Raw genomic sequence first — 24,999 nt, forward strand, 5'->3', positions numbered from 1 at the left:
ATATCACCCTCGCTCAATCGCCTGATTGGCTAGTTGGTTTTGTCGATGAATTAAGAGAATCTGGCTCAACAGCCAATTTCGAAACCAAAGTGTCGGTTTCTTCCATAAATGACTTTAGACGAAGCTGCCAGTTATTGACGACAACTGATGATTTATGTTTAACACGGCAACTGCCTTTTGGTAGGTCTGAATCTGCCGATATGCGCCATTTTTTTTGTTCAGTCTGTTGATATTTTTCGATCACCGCCAAATCATCAGGGTGCACTTGAATATCCAAATGCTCTGAATCTTCTGGTAACTTAGCAATGGCTTCATGCAAGGCTTTTAATACCCAATCTTGATGTAATTGAATATCAACTTCAACTACTTTTGCTGCCATTTCCAATGCCAGCCTCGATAAAGATTCAAACACCGACTCAGAAATAAGTTGATAAGGTTCACCCATGGATTCAATCAAATTTTGGAGAGATTTAACTTGCTCCGATAAGAGCTGTTTTGCTTCTGCTTCCACTGCTTCATAGGCTTGTTTCTTTCCCGCTTCAGATCCTTCGATAAACCCGGCTTCATACCCTTCGGCATGCGCTTTTTCATAAGTTTCTGCTTTAAGAATTTCGGCCTGTTTTTGAATCTCAGGCTGCATTTCCTGGCGAATTTTTTCTTTAAGCTCCGCATCAACCACTTTTTTGTCATTGGGTTCTTTTTGAGCCAAATCTTGGTATTTCCAGGTTTTGACTTCTGGTGCGGCAACTTCATCAGCACTGATTAAGTTTGCGACGGGCAATGCTTCCACTGGCTTATCAGGGACACCGGAAGTAACCCCTGTGTCTTTTGGCGTCGCCATCTACACAAATTCCTCGGCACCACCAGGCATCATCAACTTATCTTCATCCGCTAAACGTCTAACCGTTTGAATAATATTTCTTTGCGCGTCTTCGACATCGCTCAACTTCACTGGGCCACTCATTTCCAACTCTTCGCGCAACATTTCTGCTTGGCGTTTTGACATATTGCTCAAAATTAATTCGGTCATCTTCTGATCGGCACCTTTTAAGGCCACTTTCAAAATGTCATTTGGTACTTCACCCAATAAGGTTTGAATACCGCGAGGGTCAATACCACTGATATCTTCAAAGACAAACATTTTATCTTGAATCCCCTTACTGACATCTTCATGTTCAATAGCAATATCGTCCAACACCTTAGTATCAATACCACTACCCACCAAGTTCAATATTTCAGCCGCACGTTTTTCGCCACCAATCGTTGCCAATTTGCCCCCTTCACCGTCACTGGAAGCCCTTTCAAGTACATCATTCAAATCAAACAGGGCTCTTGGCTGAATCGTTGATAGGGTTGCGATACGATAAACCACTTCAGACTGGAAACGTTCGGGAATCCCTGCCAAAATTTCAGCCGACAAGTCTGGTTCAAAATAAGACAACACAATCGCAATCACCTGGGGATGTTCATTTTTAAGCATATTGGATATGGTTGCGGGATGCATCCATTTCAGCGCTTCAAGACCTTTTACTTGGTCACCCAGCAAAGCGGCATCCATTAAACCGCCACCACCATCGCCCAAAGCATCGACCATTAACGACTGTGCATACTCAGTTGGGTTAACGCCCAGGGCATCTTCACCAAACTCGTTCATAAAGCTTTGCATAACCGACGCAATATCGGTATGAGAAACTTCAGAAACATCCGTCATGGCCGTCCCAATTTGCTGAACCTCTCTAGGGTTAAGATGGGCAAGCACTTTTGTCGCAGAGTCTTTCCCTAAAGCAAGTAGCAAAATTGAGGCTTTTTCCAGCCCCGTTAAATTACTTTCCTGATATTCCTCAATTTCTACCATGATTCAACTAACCCTTTTTAGAGATCCATTGCTTGATAATATGCGCAGCCAGTTTTGGATCAGCAGAAACAATCGCCTTAACCTTCTCTAACATTTCTTTATCTTTTTCTGAAGTTAAGTTCGCCTCTTCGGCTTGCTTACCAACTTCCTCATTCATTTGTTCAAGCGCTTTGGAAATTTCAGCTGAATTTCGAACGTCTTCTTTTTCTTCTGGAACATCTTCTAAATAATCCGGAACCAGTTCATCGCGTTTTGACAAATCTCTCAGCATTGGACGGATAACACCAAAAATAATGATTAAAACAGCCAGGCCTGCCAATACTTGTTTGATTAGGTTCCAGAACCAAGGCGCTTCCCAAACTGGTGGCGACTCATAACGCTCCTGTACTTCTTCAACAAACGAGGCATTAACAATACTCAAGGTGTCACCTCGAGTTGAGTCTAAACCAACCGCGTCACTCACCAACTGTCGATAGCTCGACAACTCTTCATCGGTTAAAGGCACACTGATCGATTCGCCGTCATCATTTAGTTGTGTTTTGTTATCAATTACCACCGCAACAGAAAGTCGTCGAATTGCGCCAACAGAATTTTTAATATGGCTCACCGTCCGATCCAACTCATAATTCTTAGTTCTTTTCTCTGATGAGTTGTTAATGCCAGAACCACCATCATCTGGCTGATATCCCTCTTCTGGCGCAATGCCGGCTCCTGGTGGCTGATTGGTTAAAGCACCAGGAATACCTTTAGGCCCCGTTGAGCGGTTAACTTCCTTTATTTCTTGCTCAGATCGAATGGCGGACGGATCAGGTTCATAGTTTTCACGCGTCTGTTCTTGTTGGGTAAAGTCCAGTTCAGCGGTCACTTGTGCTCGAACTTTATGCCCACCACCGGCAACAGGCGTCAACAAGGTAACAATGCGTTGTGATAGCGTATTTTCAACCTGACGCGTATATCCCAACTGCTTTAAACTAACATTCATGATTCCTGATTGAAAATCACTCGTCAATAAATTGCCTTGTTGGTCAACAACTGTGACCCCTTTGGGCTTCATATTCGGAATACTAGATGAGACTAAATAAACGATTGCGCTAACTTGTTCTTCACTTAGTGAACGTCCAGGGTAAAGCTTAACAGCAACCGAGGCGGTTGGATCTTCTTGCTTTCTCACAAAAACAGAGCGTTTAGGCATGCCTAAAATTACTCTAGCCGACTTAACGGAATTAATGCTGGAAACCGACTTAGCCAACTCACCTTCAATAGCCCGTTGATAACGGGTCGTTTCCTTAAATTGTGAAATACCAAAACCTTGGTCAATGTCTAATAATTGATATCCCGTTGGGGCTTGCTTGGGAAAGCCTTGTGCGGCCAACTTCAGTCTTAAACCATGAACCTGGTCATTCGGAACTAAAATAGCCCCTGAACCCTGGTCTAATTTATAGGGAATTTTTTCCTGATCTAATGTTTGAACCACTTCCGACATGTCTTTGGCATCCATATTGCCAAACAGAAGTGAATATTGCGGGGATTGCGCCCATAGGATAATGCCAACAGCTAGGGCAACACTTGCCGCTAAGGTGATGACCAAACTCACTTGTTTGGCGACAGATAAAGAGGTTAGATTTTTTAAGAGAGGCGAGCCTTCGGCATTTTTTGCATCTAGGCTGGGATCAAGAGTGGGTTGATCAGGCATTTATAATAACGTCTCTCAATTAGTGAGTGAATTTAAATCGGCATGTTCTTAATTTCTTTATAAGCATCAACCAACTTATTTCTAACTTGTGTCATTGCTTGAAAAGATAAACTGGCTTTTTGTGCTTGAACCATAACATCCGTCAAGTCAACATCCTCCCCTTTTTCAAAGGATTTTTTCATTGCACCAGATTTATTTTGCTCTACGGCAACCGCATCCACCGACTTGGACAATAGGTCGGCAAAATTTTCCGCACTCTGAGTTCCTTTTTCCGCCTGCACAACAGGCTGTGTCTGCGATGCTGCTTCTGCAGCCAAACTCCGCATTTGTAACATTAAGCTTTGAGTATCAACGGTATTATTCATTTTTAAAGGTAACTCCGCATAAAATATTCACTCAAAAAATGCAGTGAATCAAAAACAACTAGGATTATGACACAAAAAGCAATTGTCATGCCATAGAGACTGTCAAAAAATTGCTTATCACCCACATCAAATGCGCTGTTTACTTGTTGCTAGTTTAACAAAGCCTTAAACGAATTCATACTACTTCCAAGCCCTGCTCTTTAAATTTTGCTAACTTATAACGCAAAGTGCGTGGACTAATATTCAGCGCCTCTGCCGTTTTTTGACGATGCCCATTATTGGCTTTCAAGGTTTCCAAAATAATTTGAACTTCACGTTCTTTTAGATCGGTTGAAACAGGTGCCAAATCGACATTCACTACAGTTGAATTAACTGTTGTCATCGCTTCTTTTTCATCGACAGATCCCGCAGGCTCTGATGCGGTCAAATTTGATAAATTTTCATCTAGAAAAATATCTTGTAACTGAATAGTTTCACCCGACATCATCACCAACGCCCGTTGAATAACATTATCCAGTTCTCGAATATTTCCTGGCCATCCATACTGAATTAAGGCTCGCATAGCAGGAGCTGAAATCATTGGTTCAACTCGTCGTCCGCCACAGTGACGTTGCAATAAACGCTCGGTAATCGCGGCAATATCTTTCGGACGATCACGCAATGGCGGTAATCGCATAGGAAAGACATTTAAACGATAAAACAAATCTTCTCTGAAGTCTCCTGCTGCAATAGCGGCCTTCATGTCAACATTAGAAGCACTTAACACTCGAACGTCTAATTTAATGACTTTTGAACTACCAATCCGCTCGACTTCTCGTTCTTGAAGCACACGCAACAATTTCGCCTGTAATTCAGGTTTCATTTCGCCAATTTCATCTAAGAAAATCGTGCCATTTTGTGCCAACTCAAACTTACCCGGCATGGCTTTGAGTGCACCTGTAAACGCACCCTTTTCGTATCCAAACAAAGTTGCTTCCAGCATATTTTCAGGAATAGCCGCGCAGTTAATTGCGATAAAGGGTTCCTTTTTCCGTGTTGAGTGATTATGAATAAATCGTGCTAAGACTTCTTTACCCGTTCCACTTTCACCCGTAATCATAACGGTCGCATCACTTTCCGCAACTTTTTGTGCCAAGGTTTTTAACTGAATGGTTGCCGGATCAGCGACAACAAAATCTTCATCTAGCGAAGCATCTCGATAAAAATATGACTTAGCTTTTTCAACTAACACATCGGCTTCAAACGGTTTCAAAATATAATCGACTGCCCCAGATTTCATAGCATCAACCGCTTGCTCGACAGTTCCATAGGCGGTCATTAATACAATCGGCAAAAAAGGTTTAATCGCTCGAATACGAGTCATCAACTCATAACCATCCATCCCGTCCATTCGAATATCGGTAAATATCATTGCAATTTCATCATCAAGTGCGACCAACGCATCTTCTGCTGAACTGACTGCCACAACGTCAAATCCATTTAACTCCAGCGTATCCACTAGGGCTTCTTGCAACTCGCTATCGTCTTCAACCACCAAAATCTTTGCAATACTCATGCTTTCTCCTCAGTCAACAACAGTGGCAAACGTATTCCAAACTCGGCACCATTTCCTTCCACCGACTTCACCCAGACTTCTCCATCATGGGCTTCTGCAACAGCCCTTACAACCGCTAGCCCTAACCCCGTTCCTTGAGCCCGACTGGTATAAAAAGGTTCGAAGACCTTTTCATTCATCTCTGCTGTTATCCCTGGGCCATTATCTCGAACAGATAAAACCAGCTGTTGAGCCTCTCGCTCAGCTTTGATATATATTTTCGCGCCTGATTGCACAATTTCAACTGCATTACTCACTAGATTCTCAAGAGCAGTTAATAGACCATCCTCATCCCCTAAAACGGCTAGACCTGGTTGATTTTGTTCAAAAAAGACTTCACTTTTGGATAGTTGTATTTTGGGTTCAATCGCTTGCTTGAGTGCCTTCAATAAGCGATCAATCTCCACTTTATGATTTTTCGCTTTTCCACCTTTTGCATATTGCAACATATCATTAACAAGTGACTCTAAGTGCCGCAAACTATTTAAGGTCTTACCGATAAATTTTTCACGCTTATCACTATCCAACTGCGGAGAAGAAAGCTGCGACACATATAACAGAGCGGATGCGAGCGGCGTTCGAATTTGATGTGCTAGTGAAGCGGCCATTTCCCCCATTGAACTTAATCGCTGATGGCGACTCATATGCCGCTGGAGGTCTCGTGCATCGGTCACATCTTGAATCAGTAATATTTTACCTGACATATTTTCACCGTCATACGCAAGATTTAATGGCGACTCCGATAACTGATAAACCGTTTGATTGTGGGTAATGAGTTCGCCTGCATCATTTTTAACCAGGAAAACATTTCGCATCACCACATCCCAGTGACGACCAAGTGCATCAGCGCCTAGAATTTTCTGGGCTGCAGGGTTCATATCCACCAAAAGACCATCCGCGTTTAACACGATCACACCTGCTGGTAATAGATTCAACAACTGTTCAAGTCGCTCTCCAACATGAATTTTTTCACGATTACTTTCAGCTAACTGAGCCTGCAGATCTTCAACTTGATTTTGTAGCGCCTCATACGCATGCGTCAACTGAAACGAGGTCTGGTTAAATAACTCAAAAGCCGCCTCCAGCTCTGTGAGTCTTTCTTTTTCAACAGAATTATCGTTTGTGCTCACGATGGGGCCTTAAGATTAATTTAAATTGAATTTACGGATCTTTTCGACCAGTGTTGTTCGGTTAGTTTGCAGCAGTTTTGCCGCCTGGGAAACATTCCCTTCCGTCTGCTCTAATGCCTTTTGAATTAATTGTACCTCCATCTCAACTAAATAGGACTTCAAATCCAAGCCATCACTTAAATTTGGAGACAAGTCACTGGTTTGAGATTCTATGGATGAAGGTTTGCTCTCTTCCGATTCGGAAATCGTTTTAGCTGAAGTGCCTGTGTCAATATCGGAAGAATCAGCTTGCACACTAACATCTGAATTTATCGGCGGTTCTGCCTGTTTTAAAACTTCATTTCCGTCAAGTTCGACTTGATATTTTACCGGCAAATCATCATAACCCACATTCAAACCAGGAAACAAAATAGATAATCTTTCCGCTAGGTTTCCTAATTCACGGACATTTCCTGGCCAATGATAATTTTGTAAGGCAATCAATGCCGTTTGAGATAAATTTGGAATTTTACGCCCAGAATCCTGAATTTTTTTAAACATAAAATCAAACAATTCTGGAATATCTTCAGGTCTTTCTCTTAAAGACGGCATTTCAATAGGAAACACATTCAAACGATAAAATAAATCTTCTCGAAAGGTTCCATCCGAAATATTATCTTCTAAATTTCGGTGCGTTGCTGCGATCACTCGAACATCGCACTCAAAGCTTTTGTTGCCACCAACACGTTCATATATTCGTTCTTGCAAGACGCGAAGTAATTTAACCTGCATCGGTAATGGCATGTCACCGATCTCATCCAAAAAGATCGTGCCCTTTTCGGCCATTTCAAAACGCCCTTTTCGAGCGGTAATTGCCCCAGTAAAGGCCCCTTTTTCATGACCAAATAACTCTGACTCCAGCAGTTCTCCAGGGATTGCACCACAATTAATAGGAATAAAGGCCTTTTCAGAACGGATTGAAATAGAGTGTAAGGCTTGAGCGACCACTTCTTTTCCCGTTCCTGACTCGCCGAGAATAAGAACCGATGCATCGGTATTTGCGACTTGATGGATGAGCTTTTTGACTTGTTGCATTGCTGGCCCAGCGCCAACGAGGTTAGGTAAAAGTGTTTGTTGCATTAGGTTGCCATCACTATTAACAGACTGAATATAGTCTTTATAACGGCTTTTGGCATAGATGTCAAAATTTTGGCTACTTTTAAATGCGAATTTATTTTATGTCAATTGAACTTGAAATAAAATCTTGATTGAGTGCCAATGGTATAGGCAACAACAGAACAGGCGAAGAATTCCGATAACTTTGTTGAAAAAAGCTTGTTACTACTCAGCTGGTGTAACATATGCTTTCAATTGCTTTAACCGTTTAAAATCAGCCTTACTCTCCTCCAATAAGGATTGTTGCTTGCATTTAACCAACTCTTGAATTTGATCATTATCTCGAGCCAACTCTTTCAAGGTATCGTCCAACGCATGCTTGTACTCCTCTATCGCTTCAGATAGGTGTTGCTGAAACATAGAATTCAACGCAACGTACTCTTGCCAAGACTCAGATTCAATCGCTGTTAACAAATTTTTTGACTCTGATAACAGCGTAATTTTCGTTAAGGCCAGTGACGGCACCTTAGTGAGCTCCCATCTTTTCAATTTGATCTTTCGATAATTTTTTATAAGCTGAGGGCAGTTCTTTCCATGCTTCACTCAACCCAGACAAGTATTCGTTAATTTCATCCAAAATCACCGTATCATTTTTAAAGGATGCTTTGATTAATTGACGATAACAGTAATCATATAAACCATATAAATTAGCCGCAACTTCACCCCCTTTTTCTAAATCAACGCCTTCTCTCAAGTTCAATACAATTGAGAGCAGTTTATTCATATGTTCTGATTTTTTCTCAAAGTTCTTCTGCTCCATAAAAATTTTAACCAACTTAATATTCTTCAAAGCCCCGTCATATAACATTTCAATTAACTTATGCGGCGTGGCTTCTGAAACAGACGTTTCAACATAGTTGTTTGCGTACTGTTTCGCAAATTGTTGTTTTTGAAGTAAGCTCACTTTGATTTCCCTTTCTATGTCTTGTTTTATTTATAAGTCACTACACCTTAGTTCTCGACTAAAGAGCATTAATTATTATTGTTACTAAATTGAGCAGTTAATTGACTGCGGGTTGCTTCAGCATTAGACATAATCGACTGAAGCATAGAAAACTGTAGCCGGTATTTGGCTTCAAGTTTATCATATCGTTCATCAAGTGCTGTATTGCGTTCCTTATAGTTTTCGATTTTGGTATCTAATGCATCGGTTCTTCGAGCAATTAAACCTGTGTCAGTATCAAAATAATTATTTACCGTTTCTTCTAACCGACTGGCAAATCCTTTTGAAAAACTGAGATTCCCTCTCGCACCAATTGCGCCACCAAGCACTTCGAAACTTAATCCTCTAACCTCAGCATCATTAGTACCAATAACTGCAAAATCACTAATATTAATTCGTCGTCCATCAGTCGAATCCGCATAAGCACCGATATTGATCGTTCCTGAAGCCGTCGTTAAGGTACCATCAACAGACTGTCCTGTTGCCGTCAAATTAGCCGCAAAACCAGCATTAGCAAAACCGGCAGACACATTTGTAATATCAATTGATGAATAGCCACCAAAACGGTTGGAAGCAATTGATAACGCCCCACCTGTCGCTGATACAGTCACAGAATTGCCGTTGGTACTCACGTCTGTATTCGCGTTAATATTACTGGCCATAACACTGGCTAATTCATTCAAGGTATAGCGTTGTTGAGCAATATTTATCGTGGTTGAAATAGAGTCATCAACCTTAATATCAAAGCTCACTGGAGCAGCAGTAAGATCAACCAATCCTTCACCTGCATATGCAGTTGCTTGCTGAAAACCTTGATTAACCAGACCTGTCGCAGAATTCACCGTCACAGCACCCTGCCCAGAATTTGCTGCAATTTCAAATCGAGATTGAGCAACATCATAGCTGACCGTCGCAACGCTACCACCAAAAGCAGTATCTAAAGCCCCCTGTAATGCCGTCGCAACCTCATCTTTTGAGTTGTAATTTTGCGCCAATGCTGAAAGGTCAATATTTTGATTAACCCCACCAATCGTAATATCTAAACTCGCACCCACATCAATGATAGATGCGTTAGCACTATTGGTAATTTTATCGCCAGAAACTTGTTCATCCGTTGACACGGTTGCTGCATTCCCTGCTGTCTGAGCTCGGGTTGCCAACTGAGTAATGTCTAACGCATAAGTACCTGTTTGTGTTTTATCCGACCCGCCTAACACATTTACCAATGTATCTGTGCTACTTCCGCCAGTTGCAAACAAAGCTGCAAATGCCGAAACATCGCTAGCAGCAACATCATTCAGTTTGGTCTCATCTAATTGCATTTGCCCATCTAATGCAAAGCTGATCCCAACAACCCCTAATGAGTTAATATTGCCAGAAATTTCGTTAATTGCGCCAGATAGAGTATTTTTTAACTCCGAGCGAATTTGACGCAATATGTTATTCCCAGCAAGATCCCCATAATAAAGATATTGATCAGACTGCAACTCTTCTTCAGTATATTTAGACGCATCATAAGCGCCCATTTCATCAAAAATAGTTTCTAATTGGTTATAGACATCGACAAAACTTTTAATTGTGTCTGTAACCTTAGTAGCATCTTGAGAAATATTAATGGTATTGACTTGTCCAGGTTTTGCTGAATTAAGATTAATACTAACACCATCAATAACCCCTTCAAACGTATTGGTGCTACTGGTAATTGACACGCCATTCATGTTCATAATCGCATCTTGTGCTTCAACGGTTGTTGTCAATCCTAACGTATCAAATTCTGTGATTCCAGACACTGAAAACTCACCACTAGCACCTGAATTCTTTGAAGAAAACATCATCTGATAACTACCGCCATTATTAATGACTGAAGCGGTAATCCCATAATCGCCGTTATTTATCGTTTTTTGCAGCCCCTCCAAGGTATTATTGGTTGCATCTACTGTAATATTATGTACCTGCCCACCAACATTAATGGTAAAAGTTCCATTTGTCAGGCTATCATATTGAGATGAAAACGATTGATTTGCTACCTGGGTATGGGATTGAGCCAGTTGTTCAGCAATAACAGAAAAAGAGCCAGCAACCGCAGTTGTAGATGCCGTTGCCGTAACCGCAGTTTCATCTGTTGAAGAAACTTGTTTTTCTAGAAAAATATCGGGGGAAGACAAATCCGTTACATAAGAATTAAATGCATTTAAATTGACCTCTAAATACTTCAATGCACTTAATTCTGTAGTCGCTTTTGTATTCCCTTTTTCGACAATACCGCGTTGGGTGGCAACATCTGCCTCTGCCAATACCTTGGCCATATTACCAATATCAAATGTGCTGTTTGTCAGTGAATTCAATAATGTTGAGCCAATTTCATTAGCCATAATTCTGTCTCCTGGTCAGGAACAATATAATTTAATTATAGGATATTTATTTCAAGCAGCAAAAGTGCCAATCCTTATGTTATTTATTATATCGGCAAACAACAATAAATCTTTAATACTGAGTTATAAAAACAAAAAAAGCGGCTATAAAACCGCTAAACACAAGGGGAACGCTTACTTACGCGTTCATAATCATTGTCATTGCTATTAAATTTGGTGTGCCTCCCAACTTAAATTGGGAGACTAACTGTTAACTTATTGCAATAGCGATAATACTTGCTGAGATTGTTGGTTCGCTTGACTCAGCATGCTCATCCCTGCTTGTTGCAATACTTGGGTTCTCGCCAAGCTTGCACTTTCTATTGCAAAGTTCGCATCCATAATTCTGGAGCGTGATTCATTAATGTTTTCATTAATATTTTGTAAATTCGATACCGTTGACTCTAGTCGATTTTGTAACGCACCCCAAGTCGCACGCATCGTTTTTAATACAGATAACCCTGTATCAAATGTAGTCAACGCAACCGAGGCTTTAATCGCTGCTGATGCATAAGTTGAGATACCTGAGTTAGCCAACCCTATTGCTGCACCAATCGCACTGAGTGATGAGAAGTTAAGCATTGGAATCCCCATACGGTTATTTGATGCGCCTTCCCAACCAGCATGAATTTTCATCGCTGACGCATTGGCTGTAGCGACAGATAGCGCTCCAGCACTAGTTGCTGCAAAGGTTGCTGCAACCGCTGCAGATCCAAATGAACTGGCGTTCATAATATTCATTCCGTTAAATTTGGTAGTATCTGCAACGCGCTGGATTTCACCTTTTAACTGGATAATTTCTGAATCCATTTGTTTACGGTTATCCATACTGTAGGTACCGTTCATTGACTGTATGGCTAGTTCACGCATTCTTTGCATCATGTTCATAACTTCTTCAGTCGCACCATCTAGAGTTTGCAACATGCCAATACCGTCATTGGCGTTACGAATCGCCATTTCTGTTCCACGGATTTGAGTAGTCATACCTTGTGCAACTGCAAGTCCTGCTGCGTCATCTGCTGCACGGTTGATTCTAAGACCTGATGTGAGGCGTTCCATTGCAGTTGATTGTTCACGCGAGGTTGCGTCTAACGTTCTTACCGCATTGAGTGATGCCATATTTGTGTTGATTACCATTGCCATGATATTTCTCCCTTGTATATCTAACTTGTGTGTGATTTATCTATTTTTAGTTTTGAGGCAGTGTGCCCTGCCTTCAATCAAGTTATCGGCTCTATCAAAATTTCTTTAGAAAAAAATTGCACTTTTTAAAAGCCATAAACAAAAAAAGCGGTCCTAAGACCGCTAAACACAAGGGAACTATCATACTTAAACAATCTGATCAGTTAGTAATCCAATTGGGGTTTCCGCCCGATCACCAGGTGCCTGTTGCTGCACCCGGTCAAGATATTGTGAAATCTGCTTCGACACTTCTAGTAGATCCCTGGAAGGAATCTGTCGAATGACCTCGCCTGTTTCGCTGTTTTTAATCGAAAAAACCATTTTCTCTGTGTCTTCATCTTTTTCAAACTTTAAAAAACTCTGTAACCCCTTTACCTTTTCATTGACGCTGACCAATAATTCGTCGGCTTTTTGCGCATCTATTTCAGCATTTTCGGTTACCGCACTCTTTAAAGTTGCACCAGATGTCTCAGTGGATTTTGCACTTGCAAGGCCATTTTGAGAACCTGACTGAACAACTGAGTCCACATTAGAAGACGGTTTTTTTGAATAATCTACGGTATTTGTCGCTTGAATATCCATCACCATTCTCCTTTTTTAGTAAAACCATAACCCAATGATTCCACTAAAAAAGTAGGATGTCAACCTGTGGAAACTATATCAACTCATTGACTCTAAAAACCATTTTAGTGGAAGGCCTATCACCTCAAACTGGATGATAGGCCTTAATCTCGCATGCTTTATCTTAAAAGAGATAGAACATTTTGCGAGTTAGAATTAGCCTGTGACAACATACTCATACCAGCTTGCTGTAGTACTTGCGTACGAGCTAAGTTAGCACTTTCTTTTGCAAAGTCTGCATCTTGAACACGAGATCTAGAAGCCTGGATGTTTTCGTTTACATTTGACAAGTTAGAAACTGTCGATTCTAAACGATTTTGCATCGCACCCCAAGTCGCTCTCATACCATTGATAACAGACAAGCCGCCATCAATTGCAGTCAATGCTGTAGAGGCTTTAACCACTGCTGAAGCATAAGTTGAGATACCTGAGTTAGCCAACCCTATTGCTGCACCAATTGCACTCAAAGATGAAAAGTTAAGCATGGCAATACCAAGACGGTTAACAGAAGCTGCTTCCCATCCTGCATGAATTTTCATCGCAGAGGCATTATCGCCAGCTACAGATAGAGCTCCCGCACTAGTTGCTGCAAAGGTTGCTGCAACCGCAGCAGAACCAAATGAACTGGCATTCATAATATTCATACCATTAAACTTGGTAGTATCTGCAACACGTTGAATTTCATCTTGCAACTGCTGAAATTCTGTATCCATTTGTTTACGGTTATCCATATTATAGGTACCGTTGAGTGACTGAACCGCCAACTCACGCATACGACCCATCATATTGGTAATTTCTTCTGTTGCACCATCCAATGTTTGCAACATACCAACACCATCATTGGCGTTTCGAATCGCTTGATCTGTACCTCGAATCTGCGTGGTCATACCAGATACAACCGATAACCCTGCCGCATCATCCGCCGCACGATTGATTCTCAACCCAGAGGTCAATCTTTCCATCGATGTACTTTGTTCTCTTGATGTATTATCAAGAATCCGCTGAGCATTGAGTGCCCCCATATTTGTATTAATTACCATAGCCATGATCGTTCTCCTTTTTGACTTAGATAAAACTCTCGCTCTTTTACTTCTATTTTCCCAAAAACTGTATCGACAACTTTTGGAAAACCTTTAGAAGACTTTTTATTGCAATAGCGATAATACTTGCTGAGATTGTTGGTTCGCTTGACTCAGCATGCTCATCCCTGCTTGTTGCAATACTTGGGTTCTCGCCAAGCTTGCACTTTCTATTGCAAAGTTCGCATCCATAATTCTGGAGCGTGATTCATTAATGTTTTCATTAATATTTTGTAAATTCGATACCGTTGACTCTAGTCGATTTTGTAACGCACCCCAAGTCGCACGCATCGTTTTTAATACAGATAACCCTGTATCAAATGTAGTCAACGCAACCGAGGCTTTAATCGCTGCTGATGCATAAGTTGAGATACCTGAGTTAGCCAACCCTATTGCTGCACCAATCGCACTGAGTGATGAGAAGTTAAGCATTGGAATCCCCATACGGTTATTTGATGCGCCTTCCCAACCAGCATGAATTTTCATCGCTGACGCATTGGCTGTAGCGACAGATAGCGCTCCAGCACTAGTTGCTGCAAAGGTTGCTGCAACCGCTGCAGATCCAAATGAACTGGCGTTCATAATATTCATTCCGTTAAATTTGGTAGTATCTGCAACGCGCTGGATTTCACCTTTTAACTGGATAATTTCTGAATCCATTTGTTTACGGTTATCCATACTGTAGGTACCGTTCATTGACTGTATGGCTAGTTCACGCATTCTTTGCATCATGTTCATAACTTCTTCAGTCGCACCATCTAGAGTTTGCAACATGCCAATACCGTCATTGGCGTTACGAATCGCCATTTCTGTTCCACGGATTTGAGTAGTCATACCTTGTGCAACTGCAAGTCCTGCTGCGTCATCTGCTGCACGGTTGATTCTAAGACCTGATGTGAGGCGTTCCATTGCAGTTGATTGTTCACGCGAGGTTGCGTCTAACGTTCTTACCGCATTGAGTGATGCCATATTTGTGTTGATTACCATTGCCATGATATTTCTCCCTTGTATATCTAACTTGTGTGTGATTTATCTATTTTTAGTTTTGAGGCAGTGTGCCCTGCCTTCAATCAAGTTATCGGCTCTATTCAAATCTCTTTAGAAAAATAATCTAATTTCATTAAACTTTATTGAAAATACCTTAATAAAATGGCGATCTAAGTCGATTAAAGACAGTTTTATCTTCATTAATCCTACCAATACAATGAATACCCATTAAGCCATCGAATTGTTTTAAATTCGATTTATTTAAAATAAACATTGACTTCCAGAACCAGATCAACTCTAATAGCTTCACTAAGAAAGAAAACCCATATTTATCTGCTCGTCTTCGTTGTTTTATTCGTAATTCTCCGTCTTTGTAGTCTAGTTCAAATAAGGTCAAGTTTATTTTCTGATGTTTACGCCAAGCACCTTGTATCAATAAGGTTCGAAGCACTCTTTAATTTATAAATTGATAGGATAATATTATGTCTAATACAACAACAGGAACTGTTAAGTGGTTCAACGAAGCAAAAGGTTTTGGTTTTATTGAGCAAGCGTCTGGTCCAGATGTTTTCGCTCACTTCAGCGCAATTGTTAGCTCTGGCTTCAAAACTTTAGCAGAAGGTCAAAAGGTTGAATTCTCAGTCACTGACGGACCAAAAGGTCCTCAAGCTGAGAACATCGTTGCACTATAAGTAACGATTAATCTTTGATTGTAAAAAGCCAAGCATCTGCTTGGCTTTTTTATTGCGCTAAAACCTTCATTTTGACCAGACCTGGTTATTATTTGTACCTATTTCATCAACATCTCACTGCTTAACAAGCATTTTAAATAACCATTATCATGTACAATCTAACGCTAATTATCCTTTCATATCAGTAAGGCACTTCATTATGGATATTTTTCAGAAAATCTTTTTATATTTAGGAACGGCGATTGCTGCCTGCTTTTTATTGGTGGTCTTTATCGTACTGGGGACAGCTGAAAATGGACAATTATCGGTTGAAGGCTTACAACACCTATCAGAGCCACTCACCTCTTTTTACGATCTCTTTAAATGGTTTGTATATTTGTGGTTACTGAGTGGCCTTGTTTTACTTGCCCGCTTTTTAAAGCGGCTCTTTGGACGTTAATAAAATGCAAATCCAGTGGTATCCAGGACACATGCACAAAGCGCAAAAAGCGGTTCGTGACATTTTGCCGCAAGTCGATTTAATTATTGAAGTACTCGATGCTCGCATTCCATTTAGTAGCGAAAATCCGATGATTGCTCAATTACGTGGCGACAAGCCCACCTTAAAAATCTTGAACAAATCTGACTTAGCAGACTCCGAAAAAGTTCAACAATGGCAAGATTACTTTGCCACGTCAAGCCATATTCAGACCTTAGCCATTCATGCTCAGCAAGCAGACCGTAAAGAGCGCATCTTAAACCAAATAAAACAAATGGTTCCTCGCACCGACAATTCAGTCAAAATCATTCATGCTTTGATATTGGGCATCCCCAATGTTGGAAAATCAACCTTAATTAACACTCTTGCCAGCCGCACCATTGCCAAAACAGGAAATGAACCGGCCGTCACCAAAATCCTACAGCGAATTAAATTAGAAGGTGGCATCACCCTGTTTGATTCGCCAGGACTATTGTGGCCAAACATTGAAAATAGCCATTCTGGCTATCGCTTGGCCATTACCGGCGGTATTAAAGAAACGGCTTTTGAGCTACCTGACATCGCTAGCTATGCTGCCGAATATTGCTTAAAAGCTTATCCAGAGCGCTTAAAACAGCGTTATCAATTATCCGAACTGCCTGCTGATGGCCCTGCTCCAGAAATAACTTTCCTGGAACAAATTGGAAAAAGTCGAGGCTGCTTAGTGTCTGGCGGACAAGTCAACCTCGACAAAATTTCACGAATTTTTATCAATGAACTTCGCGAAGGATTGCTTGGACCAATCTGCTTTGAACTTCCGGAAAATATGATCGAAGAATCTCAACAAGTTGAAGCACAACGCATCCTCAAGGCGGCTAAAAAACAACAGCGTTTAGAAGCCAAAAAGAATAAACAATCCAAACGTCGACGCTAAACACCCACGGTAACCAGCGTTTTTTAATATTTTTTAGAAGGGCATAATAATGTTGAGCTATCAGCACGGTTATCATGCAGGCAACTTTGCCGATGTTCTCAAGCACAGTGTCAGTATTCAAATTTTAAATTACCTAACCCAAAAACCTAAACCCCTATTTTACTTGGATACCCATGCTGGCTGCGGTGCCTTTCAGTTAACAGGTCATCAAGCACAAAAGAATAAGGAATATGAAACTGGCATTGGTCAACTTTGGCAAAATTCGACTTCTCAGCCACCTTTAATCCGTGATTACCTTCACTGGATCAAACGATTTAACCAAACCTCAACGCTCAGTCATTACCCAGGCTCACCCTGGTTTGCACAGCAGATATTAAGGCCGCAAGATCGATTGGGGCTTTATGAGCTCCACCCCCAAGAATATCAACACCTTAAGCACAATATGGAAACCGATGTTCGTATTAAAACCTTTCAATCAAATGGTTTTCAAGCTTGCCTAAGTCAGTTACCACCGAAAGAAAAGCGCGGCTATATTCTGATAGACCCGCCTTATGAAGTAAAACAAGATTATCAAACAGTGGTAGAAGTGATGAAAAAGGCACACCGAAAATTCTCACAAGGAACTTATGCCTTGTGGTACCCGGTTGTTGAGCGTTTTCGCATAGAACAACTTGAAAAAGCCTTTATAGAAAGTGGTATCAAAAACATTCAGCTCTTTGAACTAGGAATTGATAGTGACAACGCCAAAGGCATGATGGCCAGCGGCATGATTGTCATTAATCCACCTTGGACCCTGTATAAAACCATGCAAACCGATTTGCCCATCTTAACGCACCAACTCGCCCCCACGAAAGGACATTTTAGAACCGAACAACTGGTTGCGGAATAAAGTCCAACCCACATGCTTCATGAATTTGTTCTGGGATTGCGCAGGAAGTTGTTTTCACAAGGCAATTTTTGAAGAAGTGTCCTATCCTTGATGACGGCTAACTGGGAAAATATGTCTTGTGGAATCAAGGGGAAAGCGAGATCGGTGCAAATTTGTGAAATATCTAGGGGCAGTGATTCTCTTTATTTTTTTAAATACTCATTCGCAATTTCTAAAGCTTCAACTGCGTCCAAACCTTGATGCATAAAATCATACGCAACCTGTTGTTTTTCTGTTAAAAACCGCGCTTCGAAATCTGCAATTAAAGTACGCCAGGCCAGCTTATCCTCTGTATTATCAGGGGTATGTGCCAACAACTTAGCCAAGGTGGCAAAAGCGACGGTACTGTCATTCATTTGCTGCAGATAGAGTCGAAAATCTGAAAACTCTTCTTTTAGCTCTTGCAACTTAGTCTCTGCATCTAACGGACAGTCAAATAAGCTGTCAACCGCATTCAGAAACCGCATCACTTCTTTTTGATTATTTTCAGACTGGGTCACCGCAAGGTTTAAAGCCATACTGGCTTCCTGAAAATCCGCCTCGTCCTTTGATAAAGCAGACCCATCTTCTAAAAAATTAAATTCGGATAACTTAGAAGCCTCCATTGACACCAGCGCAGTATCAGCATCGGTCATAACCAATCGATGATGAGCCAATAATTGACCACTAGTCACTTGTGCGATATGACAACCACACAAATACTGTCCCGACTCATCTGGACGCAGATGAATCACCTCAACGCCTTCAAGACAATAAACTTCATCAGACTGCTCATTTCTCACTCTCAGACTTAACTGTTGATGTGGTAAAAACAAATCCGGATCATCAACCAGAAACCCCAACCCTGTTAAATTGACATCCGCACCCTCAAATGCTGCCGAGAAAGTTTCATCCTCATGATTTGTCACATAAAATGGCCGTTCAAAACGCATGGACTGTCTTTGTTCAAGATCCATTTGAATCATTGTTTTCTCCCCACTTGCAACTGAACAACCAAAGCCTATTTAAAGCCAAGTGCGTCGCTATCCGCTTTTGGAATCCAGCCCAAACGACTTCTCACTTTTAACGATTGAATATTACGTACAATCGGCATTACTGTCACCAGTCCCCACAATTGTTGATACCAGTGCCAACCAACACTCGACGGTTGTTTTGACCACCAAAGGTTATTGACGCCAAAATGCTTGGTTTTAAAAACCAGGTGAATGATCAGTCGCCAATATTTAATTGCATATCGAATTGTTGTTTTATTCACGATACATCCTTTACTTTAAATGGCCATATTTTTCTAGAAAATCTTCTAACATTTGCTGATTAACGCCCCCGGTTCGAGCAGCAATGACTTCTCCGGATGGAGACACCATATAGGTCGTCGGTAAACCGCGTAAAGGACCGAATGGCGTTGTTTTATTATCAATAATCCCTGTCGGCCGAACCACGGGAAACTTAATCATTTGTTCTTCTAAAAAAGCTTGTACCTTTTTGACAGAAGCCTGTTCATAATTTACCCCTAAGACAATGGCATCTTTATTTTTGTGTGCTTCATGAAAGAAGCTGAGTTCTGGCATTTCAACCAAGCAAGGAGGACACCAAGTCGCCCAATAATTAACCACCACCCATTTACCTTGGTAGTCTGACAATTGAACTGTTTTGCCATCTAAGGTTTTAAATTCAATTTTCTCTGTAGCCTGTGAAGGGGAAACAAAGCTAACAAACAGGGTAGCCAAAATCCAAAATACGCCCAAATAAACCCTATTTTTTATCATTTCATTTTTCCTATACATTTATGCGACTCTTAAAATGTGTTTCACAAAAGGCAAGGTCATTCGCCGTTTTTCAACAAAAGAGGCTTGCTCTAACAACTTCAAAACCGACAACAACTCTTGCAGATCATTTGAAAATTGCTTTACCAAATAATTCCCCACTTCTATGGGCAATTCAAATCCGAGCTTTTGAGCATGGCGCTGTAACGCCAATACGATATCTTGTTTTCGTGTTAGCGGTTTTAATGTAATCGGCATCACTGACATCAACGCTTGCAACCACTCAGTCGTTTCAACCGACCAAGAAGTTACATCACTACTCCCCGACATCACCACTTGATGCCCCAAAGCTTTAGAACGCATGACTAGGTTTGCCAACGCCAACTCCCAATCTGGATCACCCATCACATGATCGACATCATCCAAACACACCAAAGGGGTTTGCTCAAGTCCATGCAATACATCTGCAATTAATGGCAAACTTGAATCTGCCAAAGGCAAATAGACACTAGCGCGATTTTTTTCGGTTACAAACCGGCAAGCAGCTTGCAATAAGTGGGTTTTGCCTGTGCCAACCTCGCCATACACATAAAAAGACTCATCACTCTGTCTATCTGACAAACTCTGCTGAAACTGTGCTAACTTAAATGCAACCCCTTCTTCTTCAGCGATGTAGGTATCAAAGCAGACCTCTTCTCTCAAGCCAATTTTTAACGGTAATTGCACAAACATGTTGGAGGCCCTTACTCAGAAGCTGGTGACTGCGATTGCCATTGGAAATCCACTCGTCCAATTAACGCATTATCATCCACTAGTTTTAAAAAGGATAAGGCTTGTAAACGTTCTAATAACTGGGTATAGCTCCCCTGGTATTCAACTTCAAATACAACGGTTGCCTCTTTCAACGAGACCAACTTAACCTGGTGAACCATTGGCTTAATTTTTTTCAAGTAACTTTCTAATTGGGTAACTTGAGCAGCTGAATAAATATCGTCAAATCGCAAAGTCACAGCGCCCAGAAAATCAGCCTGTTGACGATAACTCGCAGAGTATGCCTGAATCAAGGTTAAAAAGATTTGATCATAAAAAGCATCCACTGAAACAAAGTCCATATCCTTCACAAGCGGAATGACACTCTCTCCACTGCGGCTAAACACTTGCCACTTGTAATGTTGACGTCCATTAATCAAGGATTCAACCTGAAAGCTTAACAAATAATCTGCCGAGCTACTTTGTAAACGATCAGCAACGGCCTGGCTATGACTTTGTCCCTCGGGATAAACCCAAACTTTCCCTTCATGATCCAGCTCAATTGGTAATCCCAACTGCTCCGCACTATGCCGAAAATCCATGTCAGCGGCATACTCCATATTTTGAGAAGTTAACTTCACCAAAGTACCCGCCATCATTCGAGATCCCATCACCAAGGTTGTTGGGCGATTGCGATAAGGCCAACTGACCCAACCCTGTTTTTGAAACGTTTTATATAGCCGCCCCTTATCAAACTGAAAAACTAAATAGCTCCCCACTTTGACCCCTTCCACTTCATAGGGTTCATAACGATAACTTTTTAGCCATACTTTGGGTTGATTGAGAAGATCAGCCACTTCTGCTTGATTCAAGATATCTTCACTACCCGTCAAACGGATTAATACGCGACGCATGGCATTCTGCAAAACACGATCAAAAGCGCTTTCTGATCGCACTCGTTCACCATCCTCTTGCAATACTTTAATTTCAAATAAATCAGGTACCTTCACTTCCAATGACGCAGGTTCTGCGTAGGCGCTTCCAGTCAGCCACACGCCAATAACGATAAAAAAACCACGCAAGAGAAAACTTCTCATAATCACTCCACTATTTTTAGTTACAATATGTTATCCGATTTTGCCGACAATCTCAGGTTAATTCCGATGGACACAACGATTAACGCCTGTTTGAGTGATCCATGTCTTGTTGGCGCTATTTTCAAGACGAGACGCGACAAGCAGTGTTAAATTGCTGCTCAAACCGTCTCTTAAAAAAGTTACGACACAATCATATGACTAAAAAGACCCCTTCTATTAGCTACAAAGATGCCGGCGTTGATATTGATGCAGGCAATGCACTTGTTGAAGCCATTAAACCCATTGCTAAAGCCACTGCTCGCCCTGAAGTTTCAACTTCATTAGGGGGATTTGGTGCCTTATTTGAATTACCAATGGGAAAATACAAAAACCCACTTTTGGTTTCTGGAACCGATGGTGTTGGCACCAAGCTCCGATTAGCAATTGAAAGTGGTAAACATGATCAAGTCGGTATAGACCTAGTTGCTATGTGCGTTAATGACCTTATTGTTCAAGGTGCTGAACCCCTATTTTTCCTTGACTACTATGCAACAGGAAAGCTCGATATCTACACCGCTCGTGATGTTGTAAAAGGAATTGGTGAAGGCTGTAAGCAATCAGGTTGTGCATTGATTGGCGGCGAAACTGCAGAGATGCCAGGAATGTACCCAGATGGCGATTACGACTTAGCAGGATTTTGTGTCGGTATTGTTGAAAAAGCTGACTTAATTGATGGTCAAAAAGTTAAAGCTGGTGATGTATTGCTTGGACTCGCCTCATCTGGTCCTCATTCAAATGGGTATTCACTCATTCGAAAAATTATTGAAGTCAATGGCACCCAGCTGCATCAAGATTGTGATGGTCAGCCATTAATTGATGCTCTGATGGCACCGACTAAAATTTATGTCAAATCCATATTAGAGCTGATGAAGCAGGTTGAAATTCATGCTGTATCCCACATTACCGGTGGTGGACTATTAGAAAACTTGCCGAGAGTGATGCCCGAATATACACAAGCGGTGATAGATTCAAAAAGCTGGCAACGGCCTGCTGTGTTTGATTGGATTCAAGAACACGGCAATGTTGAATTTTTAGAAATGCATCGCACTTTAAACTGTGGCATTGGTATGGTCGTTGTGGTTAGTGAAGAAAACCAACAAGCTGCTATGGACAGCTTAACCGCGCAAGGCGAAACCGTGAGCGTTATTGGTAAAATTGAACAAGCGGAGTCGCAAGAGCCCAGTGTTCAACTTAACTAATATTGAAACTGGATGCCCTGCTCTATGAATCAACCGCCTAAAATGCGTATCGCAGTACTGATATCCGGTACCGGATCTAATTTAAAAGCATTAATTGATCATCAATCCACCGCACATTATCAAATTGGATGTGTGCTTTCAAATCGCCCTGAGGCAAAAGGGATTGTGTTTGCTCAACAGGCAGGTATTGCCACTGAAATTTTAGATCACACCCATTTTGAATCGCGTGACGCGTTTGATCAGGAAATGATTTCAGCTCTATCACGTCATCAAATCGATGCGATTGTTTTGGCAGGGTTTATGCGCATTCTCACGCCGAACTTTGTCAACCATTACCTGGGAAAAATGTTAAACATCCACCCCTCTTTATTGCCCAAATACCCCGGACTGAATACCCATAAAAGAGCTTTAGAAGCAAATGATGCTGAGCACGGCATTAGCATTCACTTTGTGACATCTGAACTCGATGGCGGTCCAGTTATTTGCCAATCAAAATTTAACATTACCGAAAATGACACAGTAGAATCCTTACAAAAAAAAGCGCACCAATATGAACACAAAGCATACTGGCAAGTGGTTGAATGGCTAGCGACTGGGGATATTGCGTTAAAAAATGGCCAGGCCTGGTTTAACAACCAACCATTAAACCAGCCTCTACAGCTATCCCCTACTTCGGATCCGTTGTGATGATAACTACATCCCAAAATACAGCGCCGAGAGCAATATGTACTGGACTCTTTGCTGTATTATTGAGTAGCTTTGCAAGCATAACGAAAGCCCAACCCTTACCTGAATTCAAAGCACAGTTTGACATCTGGGTAATGGGATTTAATATTGGTGAAGCCCAGCATAAAATGACCTGTCAGCAACAAGATTGTTTGCTTACCAGCATTGCTGAACCCCCTGGCTGGGTTAAACGCTTTATTAATGAATCCGCTGTTGAAAAAATCAAAATTAAACAGTCAGATACCGATTTCAAATGGTTATCGTACAAAAAATTTCTGACTCGCCGAAAGAGTGGCGATACCATTAATAAGACCGAAACACTGGTGCGTAACCAAGCCAACAATCAAATCGATTATGTTGAAGAACAACGTTCATGGCCCAACCCTGAACGAGTTTATGATGTCATTTCCATTGCCTATGGCCTCCAATTCTTAGTGTTAAACGAGAAACCTTTAGATGACATCTATCTACAAGACACCAAAGGCCAACAAAAACTTAAATTTTCCACTTCGGCCAAGCCAGAAACCCTAAATTTGCCGTTTAATTATCGAGCTAAAACGCAACGCTACCATTTTCACAATGATAAAATCGATGCCAAACTTTGGTTAATGCCCAGTCTAAACTACTTTCCCGTTAAAATGATTGTGCTAAATAAAGATACTGATCGTAAAATTGAACTCGAACTTAACCAGAAGCTAAAAAGACCATGAAACTAAGCGACCGTGATATTATCCAACATTTAAAAATGGGCAAAATCGGCATAGAGCCGATGCCGGAACAACACAAAATCAAAGGCATTAGCGTTGACCTAAGACTGGCAGATAAATTCCGGGTGTTTAACGATCATACTGCACCTTTTATTGACCTCAGTGGCCCATCAGAAGAAATGCAGAAAATCATGGATCGAATCATGGGCGATGAGGTGGTTATCCCAGAAGGCGAAGCATTTTTTCTACACCCTGGCGAACTGGCTTTAGCATCCACCTATGAGATCGTCTCCATCCCAGACGATTTAGTCGGATGGTTAGATGGGCGTTCGAGCCTCGCGCGCTTAGGCCTAATGGTTCATGTTACGGCTCACCGTATCGACCCCGGCTGGGAAGGCCAAATTGTGCTAGAAATTTTTAACAGCGGAAAACTACCGCTCGCCCTTCGTCCAGGGATGGATATCTGTGCCATTAATTTTGAAACGCTGTCCAGCGCCGCCATTAAGCCCTATAACAAAAGAGCCGATGCCAAGTACCGAAACCAAAAAGGCCCTACCTCAAGCCGAATCACTCAAGATGCCCAGCTTTCCCACAATGAACGCCAACTTGATCTGCTACCTTAGCCTTTAAAACCGCTGTTACAGACAAAAGAGTCCAGTATTCATTCACAGCAATGTCCTTGAATTTTTTAT

The 24,999-nt window shown here is 41.4% G+C and carries 27 protein-coding genes; 8 read left to right on the top strand and 19 right to left on the bottom strand.

Annotation, left to right across the window (positions count from 1 at the left end):
- Window positions 1-13: 13 nt before the first annotated feature.
- The 14 genes from CYQ88_RS08695 to CYQ88_RS08760 all read right to left on the bottom strand — a co-directional run bounded on the left by CYQ88_RS08695 (window position 14) and on the right by CYQ88_RS08760 (window position 15,021).
- Window positions 14-841 carry a FliH/SctL family protein gene (locus CYQ88_RS08695; protein ID WP_101840968.1) on the bottom strand — a complete coding sequence of 276 codons (828 nt, stop codon included), beginning with the start codon at window positions 839-841 and terminating at the stop codon, window positions 14-16.
- A complete protein-coding gene (fliG, locus tag CYQ88_RS08700) occupies window positions 842-1,855 on the bottom strand; it encodes a flagellar motor switch protein FliG (protein WP_101840969.1) in 1,014 nt (337 codons plus the stop codon).
- A 7-nt stretch (window positions 1,856-1,862) separates the two neighbouring features.
- A complete protein-coding gene (fliF, locus tag CYQ88_RS08705; protein ID WP_101840970.1) occupies window positions 1,863-3,548 on the bottom strand; it encodes a flagellar basal-body MS-ring/collar protein FliF in 1,686 nt (561 codons plus the stop codon).
- 32 nt (window positions 3,549-3,580) lie between these two features.
- Window positions 3,581-3,913 carry a flagellar hook-basal body complex protein FliE gene (fliE, locus tag CYQ88_RS08710; RefSeq protein WP_101840971.1) on the bottom strand — a complete coding sequence of 111 codons (333 nt, stop codon included), beginning with the start codon at window positions 3,911-3,913 and terminating at the stop codon, window positions 3,581-3,583.
- Between the two features lie 175 nt (window positions 3,914-4,088).
- The gene (locus tag CYQ88_RS08715; protein ID WP_101840972.1) at window positions 4,089-5,468 is read right to left on the bottom strand and encodes a sigma-54 dependent transcriptional regulator; all 1,380 of its coding nucleotides are present in this window, start codon (window positions 5,466-5,468) and stop codon (window positions 4,089-4,091) included.
- Window positions 5,465-6,637: a PAS domain-containing sensor histidine kinase gene (locus CYQ88_RS08720; RefSeq protein ID WP_101840973.1), complete on the bottom strand. Its 1,173-nt coding sequence runs from the start codon at window positions 6,635-6,637 to the stop codon at window positions 5,465-5,467. Before CYQ88_RS08720 ends, CYQ88_RS08715 begins: the two co-directional genes overlap by 4 nt.
- 15 nt (window positions 6,638-6,652) lie before the next feature.
- Complete coding sequence (locus CYQ88_RS08725; protein WP_101840974.1) at window positions 6,653-7,756, bottom strand: sigma-54-dependent Fis family transcriptional regulator; 1,104 nt, start codon at window positions 7,754-7,756, stop codon at window positions 6,653-6,655.
- Between the two features lie 201 nt (window positions 7,757-7,957).
- On the bottom strand, window positions 7,958-8,257 hold the full coding sequence (locus CYQ88_RS08730; RefSeq protein ID WP_101840975.1) for a hypothetical protein: 300 nt from the start codon (window positions 8,255-8,257) through the stop codon (window positions 7,958-7,960).
- A 1-nt stretch (window position 8,258) separates the two neighbouring features.
- Window positions 8,259-8,696: a flagellar export chaperone FliS gene (gene fliS, locus CYQ88_RS08735; RefSeq protein WP_101840976.1), complete on the bottom strand. Its 438-nt coding sequence runs from the start codon at window positions 8,694-8,696 to the stop codon at window positions 8,259-8,261.
- 68 nt (window positions 8,697-8,764) lie between these two features.
- Window positions 8,765-11,107: a flagellar filament capping protein FliD gene (fliD, locus tag CYQ88_RS08740; RefSeq protein WP_101840977.1), complete on the bottom strand. Its 2,343-nt coding sequence runs from the start codon at window positions 11,105-11,107 to the stop codon at window positions 8,765-8,767.
- A gap of 255 nt (window positions 11,108-11,362) precedes the next feature.
- Entirely contained in the window at window positions 11,363-12,289 is a 927-nt protein-coding gene (locus CYQ88_RS08745; RefSeq protein WP_101840978.1) for a flagellin, read from the bottom strand.
- A 186-nt stretch (window positions 12,290-12,475) separates the two neighbouring features.
- Window positions 12,476-12,910, bottom strand: coding sequence for a flagellar protein FlaG (locus tag CYQ88_RS08750; RefSeq protein ID WP_158236035.1), 435 nt, complete (start codon window positions 12,908-12,910; stop codon window positions 12,476-12,478).
- A gap of 158 nt (window positions 12,911-13,068) precedes the next feature.
- Window positions 13,069-13,995: a flagellin gene (locus CYQ88_RS08755; protein ID WP_101840980.1), complete on the bottom strand. Its 927-nt coding sequence runs from the start codon at window positions 13,993-13,995 to the stop codon at window positions 13,069-13,071.
- A gap of 99 nt (window positions 13,996-14,094) precedes the next feature.
- The gene (locus tag CYQ88_RS08760) at window positions 14,095-15,021 is read right to left on the bottom strand and encodes a flagellin (protein WP_101840978.1); all 927 of its coding nucleotides are present in this window, start codon (window positions 15,019-15,021) and stop codon (window positions 14,095-14,097) included.
- A 476-nt stretch (window positions 15,022-15,497) separates the two neighbouring features.
- Between CYQ88_RS08760 and CYQ88_RS08770 the strand changes: the two genes are divergently transcribed.
- The 4 genes from CYQ88_RS08770 to CYQ88_RS08785 all read left to right on the top strand — a co-directional run bounded on the left by CYQ88_RS08770 (window position 15,498) and on the right by CYQ88_RS08785 (window position 17,987).
- Entirely contained in the window at window positions 15,498-15,707 is a 210-nt protein-coding gene (locus CYQ88_RS08770) for a cold-shock protein (RefSeq protein WP_101840982.1), read from the top strand.
- Between the two features lie 199 nt (window positions 15,708-15,906).
- Complete coding sequence (locus CYQ88_RS08775) at window positions 15,907-16,146, top strand: hypothetical protein (protein ID WP_101840983.1); 240 nt, start codon at window positions 15,907-15,909, stop codon at window positions 16,144-16,146.
- Entirely contained in the window at window positions 16,136-17,098 is a 963-nt protein-coding gene (gene ylqF / locus CYQ88_RS08780; RefSeq protein WP_369827552.1) for a ribosome biogenesis GTPase YlqF, read from the top strand. The genes CYQ88_RS08775 and ylqF overlap by 11 nt, the downstream gene beginning before the upstream one ends.
- Window positions 17,099-17,147: 49 nt before the next feature.
- Window positions 17,148-17,987 (top strand): 23S rRNA (adenine(2030)-N(6))-methyltransferase RlmJ, encoded by an 840-nt coding sequence (locus tag CYQ88_RS08785; RefSeq protein WP_101840984.1) that lies wholly within the window; start codon window positions 17,148-17,150, stop codon window positions 17,985-17,987.
- Between the two features lie 182 nt (window positions 17,988-18,169).
- Here the strand turns inward: CYQ88_RS08785 and CYQ88_RS08790 are convergent, their stop codons facing one another.
- From CYQ88_RS08790 to CYQ88_RS08810, 5 genes are read right to left on the bottom strand one after another with little or no spacing between them, the layout of a single operon-like run.
- Window positions 18,170-18,991 (bottom strand): PilZ domain-containing protein, encoded by an 822-nt coding sequence (locus tag CYQ88_RS08790; RefSeq protein ID WP_101840985.1) that lies wholly within the window; start codon window positions 18,989-18,991, stop codon window positions 18,170-18,172.
- A 35-nt stretch (window positions 18,992-19,026) separates the two neighbouring features.
- Complete coding sequence (locus CYQ88_RS08795; RefSeq protein WP_199170180.1) at window positions 19,027-19,281, bottom strand: hypothetical protein; 255 nt, start codon at window positions 19,279-19,281, stop codon at window positions 19,027-19,029.
- Window positions 19,282-19,291: 10 nt separating this feature from the next.
- Window positions 19,292-19,792, bottom strand: coding sequence for a TlpA disulfide reductase family protein (locus CYQ88_RS08800; RefSeq protein WP_233188848.1), 501 nt, complete (start codon window positions 19,790-19,792; stop codon window positions 19,292-19,294).
- An 18-nt stretch (window positions 19,793-19,810) separates the two neighbouring features.
- Window positions 19,811-20,521, bottom strand: coding sequence for a DnaA regulatory inactivator Hda (gene hda, locus CYQ88_RS08805; protein WP_101840987.1), 711 nt, complete (start codon window positions 20,519-20,521; stop codon window positions 19,811-19,813).
- 11 nt (window positions 20,522-20,532) lie between these two features.
- Complete coding sequence (locus tag CYQ88_RS08810; RefSeq protein ID WP_101840988.1) at window positions 20,533-21,636, bottom strand: DUF2066 domain-containing protein; 1,104 nt, start codon at window positions 21,634-21,636, stop codon at window positions 20,533-20,535.
- Window positions 21,637-21,830: 194 nt separating this feature from the next.
- Here CYQ88_RS08810 and purM point away from each other — a divergent pair, with 194 nt between their 5' ends.
- From purM to dcd, 4 genes are read left to right on the top strand one after another with little or no spacing between them, the layout of a single operon-like run.
- A complete protein-coding gene (gene purM, locus CYQ88_RS08815) occupies window positions 21,831-22,874 on the top strand; it encodes a phosphoribosylformylglycinamidine cyclo-ligase (RefSeq protein ID WP_101841003.1) in 1,044 nt (347 codons plus the stop codon).
- A 24-nt stretch (window positions 22,875-22,898) separates the two neighbouring features.
- The gene (purN, locus tag CYQ88_RS08820; protein WP_233188849.1) at window positions 22,899-23,561 is read left to right on the top strand and encodes a phosphoribosylglycinamide formyltransferase; all 663 of its coding nucleotides are present in this window, start codon (window positions 22,899-22,901) and stop codon (window positions 23,559-23,561) included.
- Window positions 23,561-24,310, top strand: coding sequence for a DUF3108 domain-containing protein (locus tag CYQ88_RS08825; protein WP_101840989.1), 750 nt, complete (start codon window positions 23,561-23,563; stop codon window positions 24,308-24,310). Before purN ends, CYQ88_RS08825 begins: the two co-directional genes overlap by 1 nt.
- On the top strand, window positions 24,307-24,930 hold the full coding sequence (dcd, locus tag CYQ88_RS08830) for a dCTP deaminase (RefSeq protein WP_101840990.1): 624 nt from the start codon (window positions 24,307-24,309) through the stop codon (window positions 24,928-24,930). The genes CYQ88_RS08825 and dcd overlap by 4 nt, the downstream gene beginning before the upstream one ends.
- The last annotated feature ends 69 nt before the right edge of the window (window positions 24,931-24,999 follow it).

Origin of the sequence: Hydrogenovibrio sp. SC-1 (assembly GCF_002848135.1) — a bacterium.
Taxonomy (GTDB): Bacteria; Pseudomonadota; Gammaproteobacteria; order Thiomicrospirales; family Thiomicrospiraceae; genus Hydrogenovibrio.

Coding starts and splice junctions, on each gene's coding strand:
- CYQ88_RS08745 (WP_101840978.1), bottom strand. CDS start 12,289: ATGGCAATGGTAATCAACACAAATATGGCATCACTCAATGCGGTAAGA.
- fliD (WP_101840977.1), bottom strand. CDS start 11,107: ATGGCTAATGAAATTGGCTCAACATTATTGAATTCACTGACAAACAGC.
- fliE (WP_101840971.1), bottom strand. CDS start 3,913: ATGAATAATACCGTTGATACTCAAAGCTTAATGTTACAAATGCGGAGT.
- fliG (WP_101840969.1), bottom strand. CDS start 1,855: ATGGTAGAAATTGAGGAATATCAGGAAAGTAATTTAACGGGGCTGGAA.
- CYQ88_RS08755 (WP_101840980.1), bottom strand. CDS start 13,995: ATGGCTATGGTAATTAATACAAATATGGGGGCACTCAATGCTCAGCGG.
- hda (WP_101840987.1), bottom strand. CDS start 20,521: ATGTTTGTGCAATTACCGTTAAAAATTGGCTTGAGAGAAGAGGTCTGC.
- CYQ88_RS08800 (WP_233188848.1), bottom strand. CDS start 19,792: ATGATAAAAAATAGGGTTTATTTGGGCGTATTTTGGATTTTGGCTACC.
- dcd (WP_101840990.1), top strand. CDS start 24,307: ATGAAACTAAGCGACCGTGATATTATCCAACATTTAAAAATGGGCAAA.
- CYQ88_RS08790 (WP_101840985.1), bottom strand. CDS start 18,991: ATGATTCAAATGGATCTTGAACAAAGACAGTCCATGCGTTTTGAACGG.
- CYQ88_RS08750 (WP_158236035.1), bottom strand. CDS start 12,910: ATGGATATTCAAGCGACAAATACCGTAGATTATTCAAAAAAACCGTCT.
- CYQ88_RS08825 (WP_101840989.1), top strand. CDS start 23,561: ATGATAACTACATCCCAAAATACAGCGCCGAGAGCAATATGTACTGGA.
- purN (WP_233188849.1), top strand. CDS start 22,899: ATGAATCAACCGCCTAAAATGCGTATCGCAGTACTGATATCCGGTACC.
- purM (WP_101841003.1), top strand. CDS start 21,831: ATGACTAAAAAGACCCCTTCTATTAGCTACAAAGATGCCGGCGTTGAT.
- CYQ88_RS08810 (WP_101840988.1), bottom strand. CDS start 21,636: ATGAGAAGTTTTCTCTTGCGTGGTTTTTTTATCGTTATTGGCGTGTGG.
- CYQ88_RS08785 (WP_101840984.1), top strand. CDS start 17,148: ATGTTGAGCTATCAGCACGGTTATCATGCAGGCAACTTTGCCGATGTT.
- CYQ88_RS08715 (WP_101840972.1), bottom strand. CDS start 5,468: ATGAGTATTGCAAAGATTTTGGTGGTTGAAGACGATAGCGAGTTGCAA.
- CYQ88_RS08760 (WP_101840978.1), bottom strand. CDS start 15,021: ATGGCAATGGTAATCAACACAAATATGGCATCACTCAATGCGGTAAGA.
- fliF (WP_101840970.1), bottom strand. CDS start 3,548: ATGCCTGATCAACCCACTCTTGATCCCAGCCTAGATGCAAAAAATGCC.
- CYQ88_RS08770 (WP_101840982.1), top strand. CDS start 15,498: ATGTCTAATACAACAACAGGAACTGTTAAGTGGTTCAACGAAGCAAAA.
- CYQ88_RS08695 (WP_101840968.1), bottom strand. CDS start 841: ATGGCGACGCCAAAAGACACAGGGGTTACTTCCGGTGTCCCTGATAAG.
- CYQ88_RS08725 (WP_101840974.1), bottom strand. CDS start 7,756: ATGCAACAAACACTTTTACCTAACCTCGTTGGCGCTGGGCCAGCAATG.
- CYQ88_RS08775 (WP_101840983.1), top strand. CDS start 15,907: ATGGATATTTTTCAGAAAATCTTTTTATATTTAGGAACGGCGATTGCT.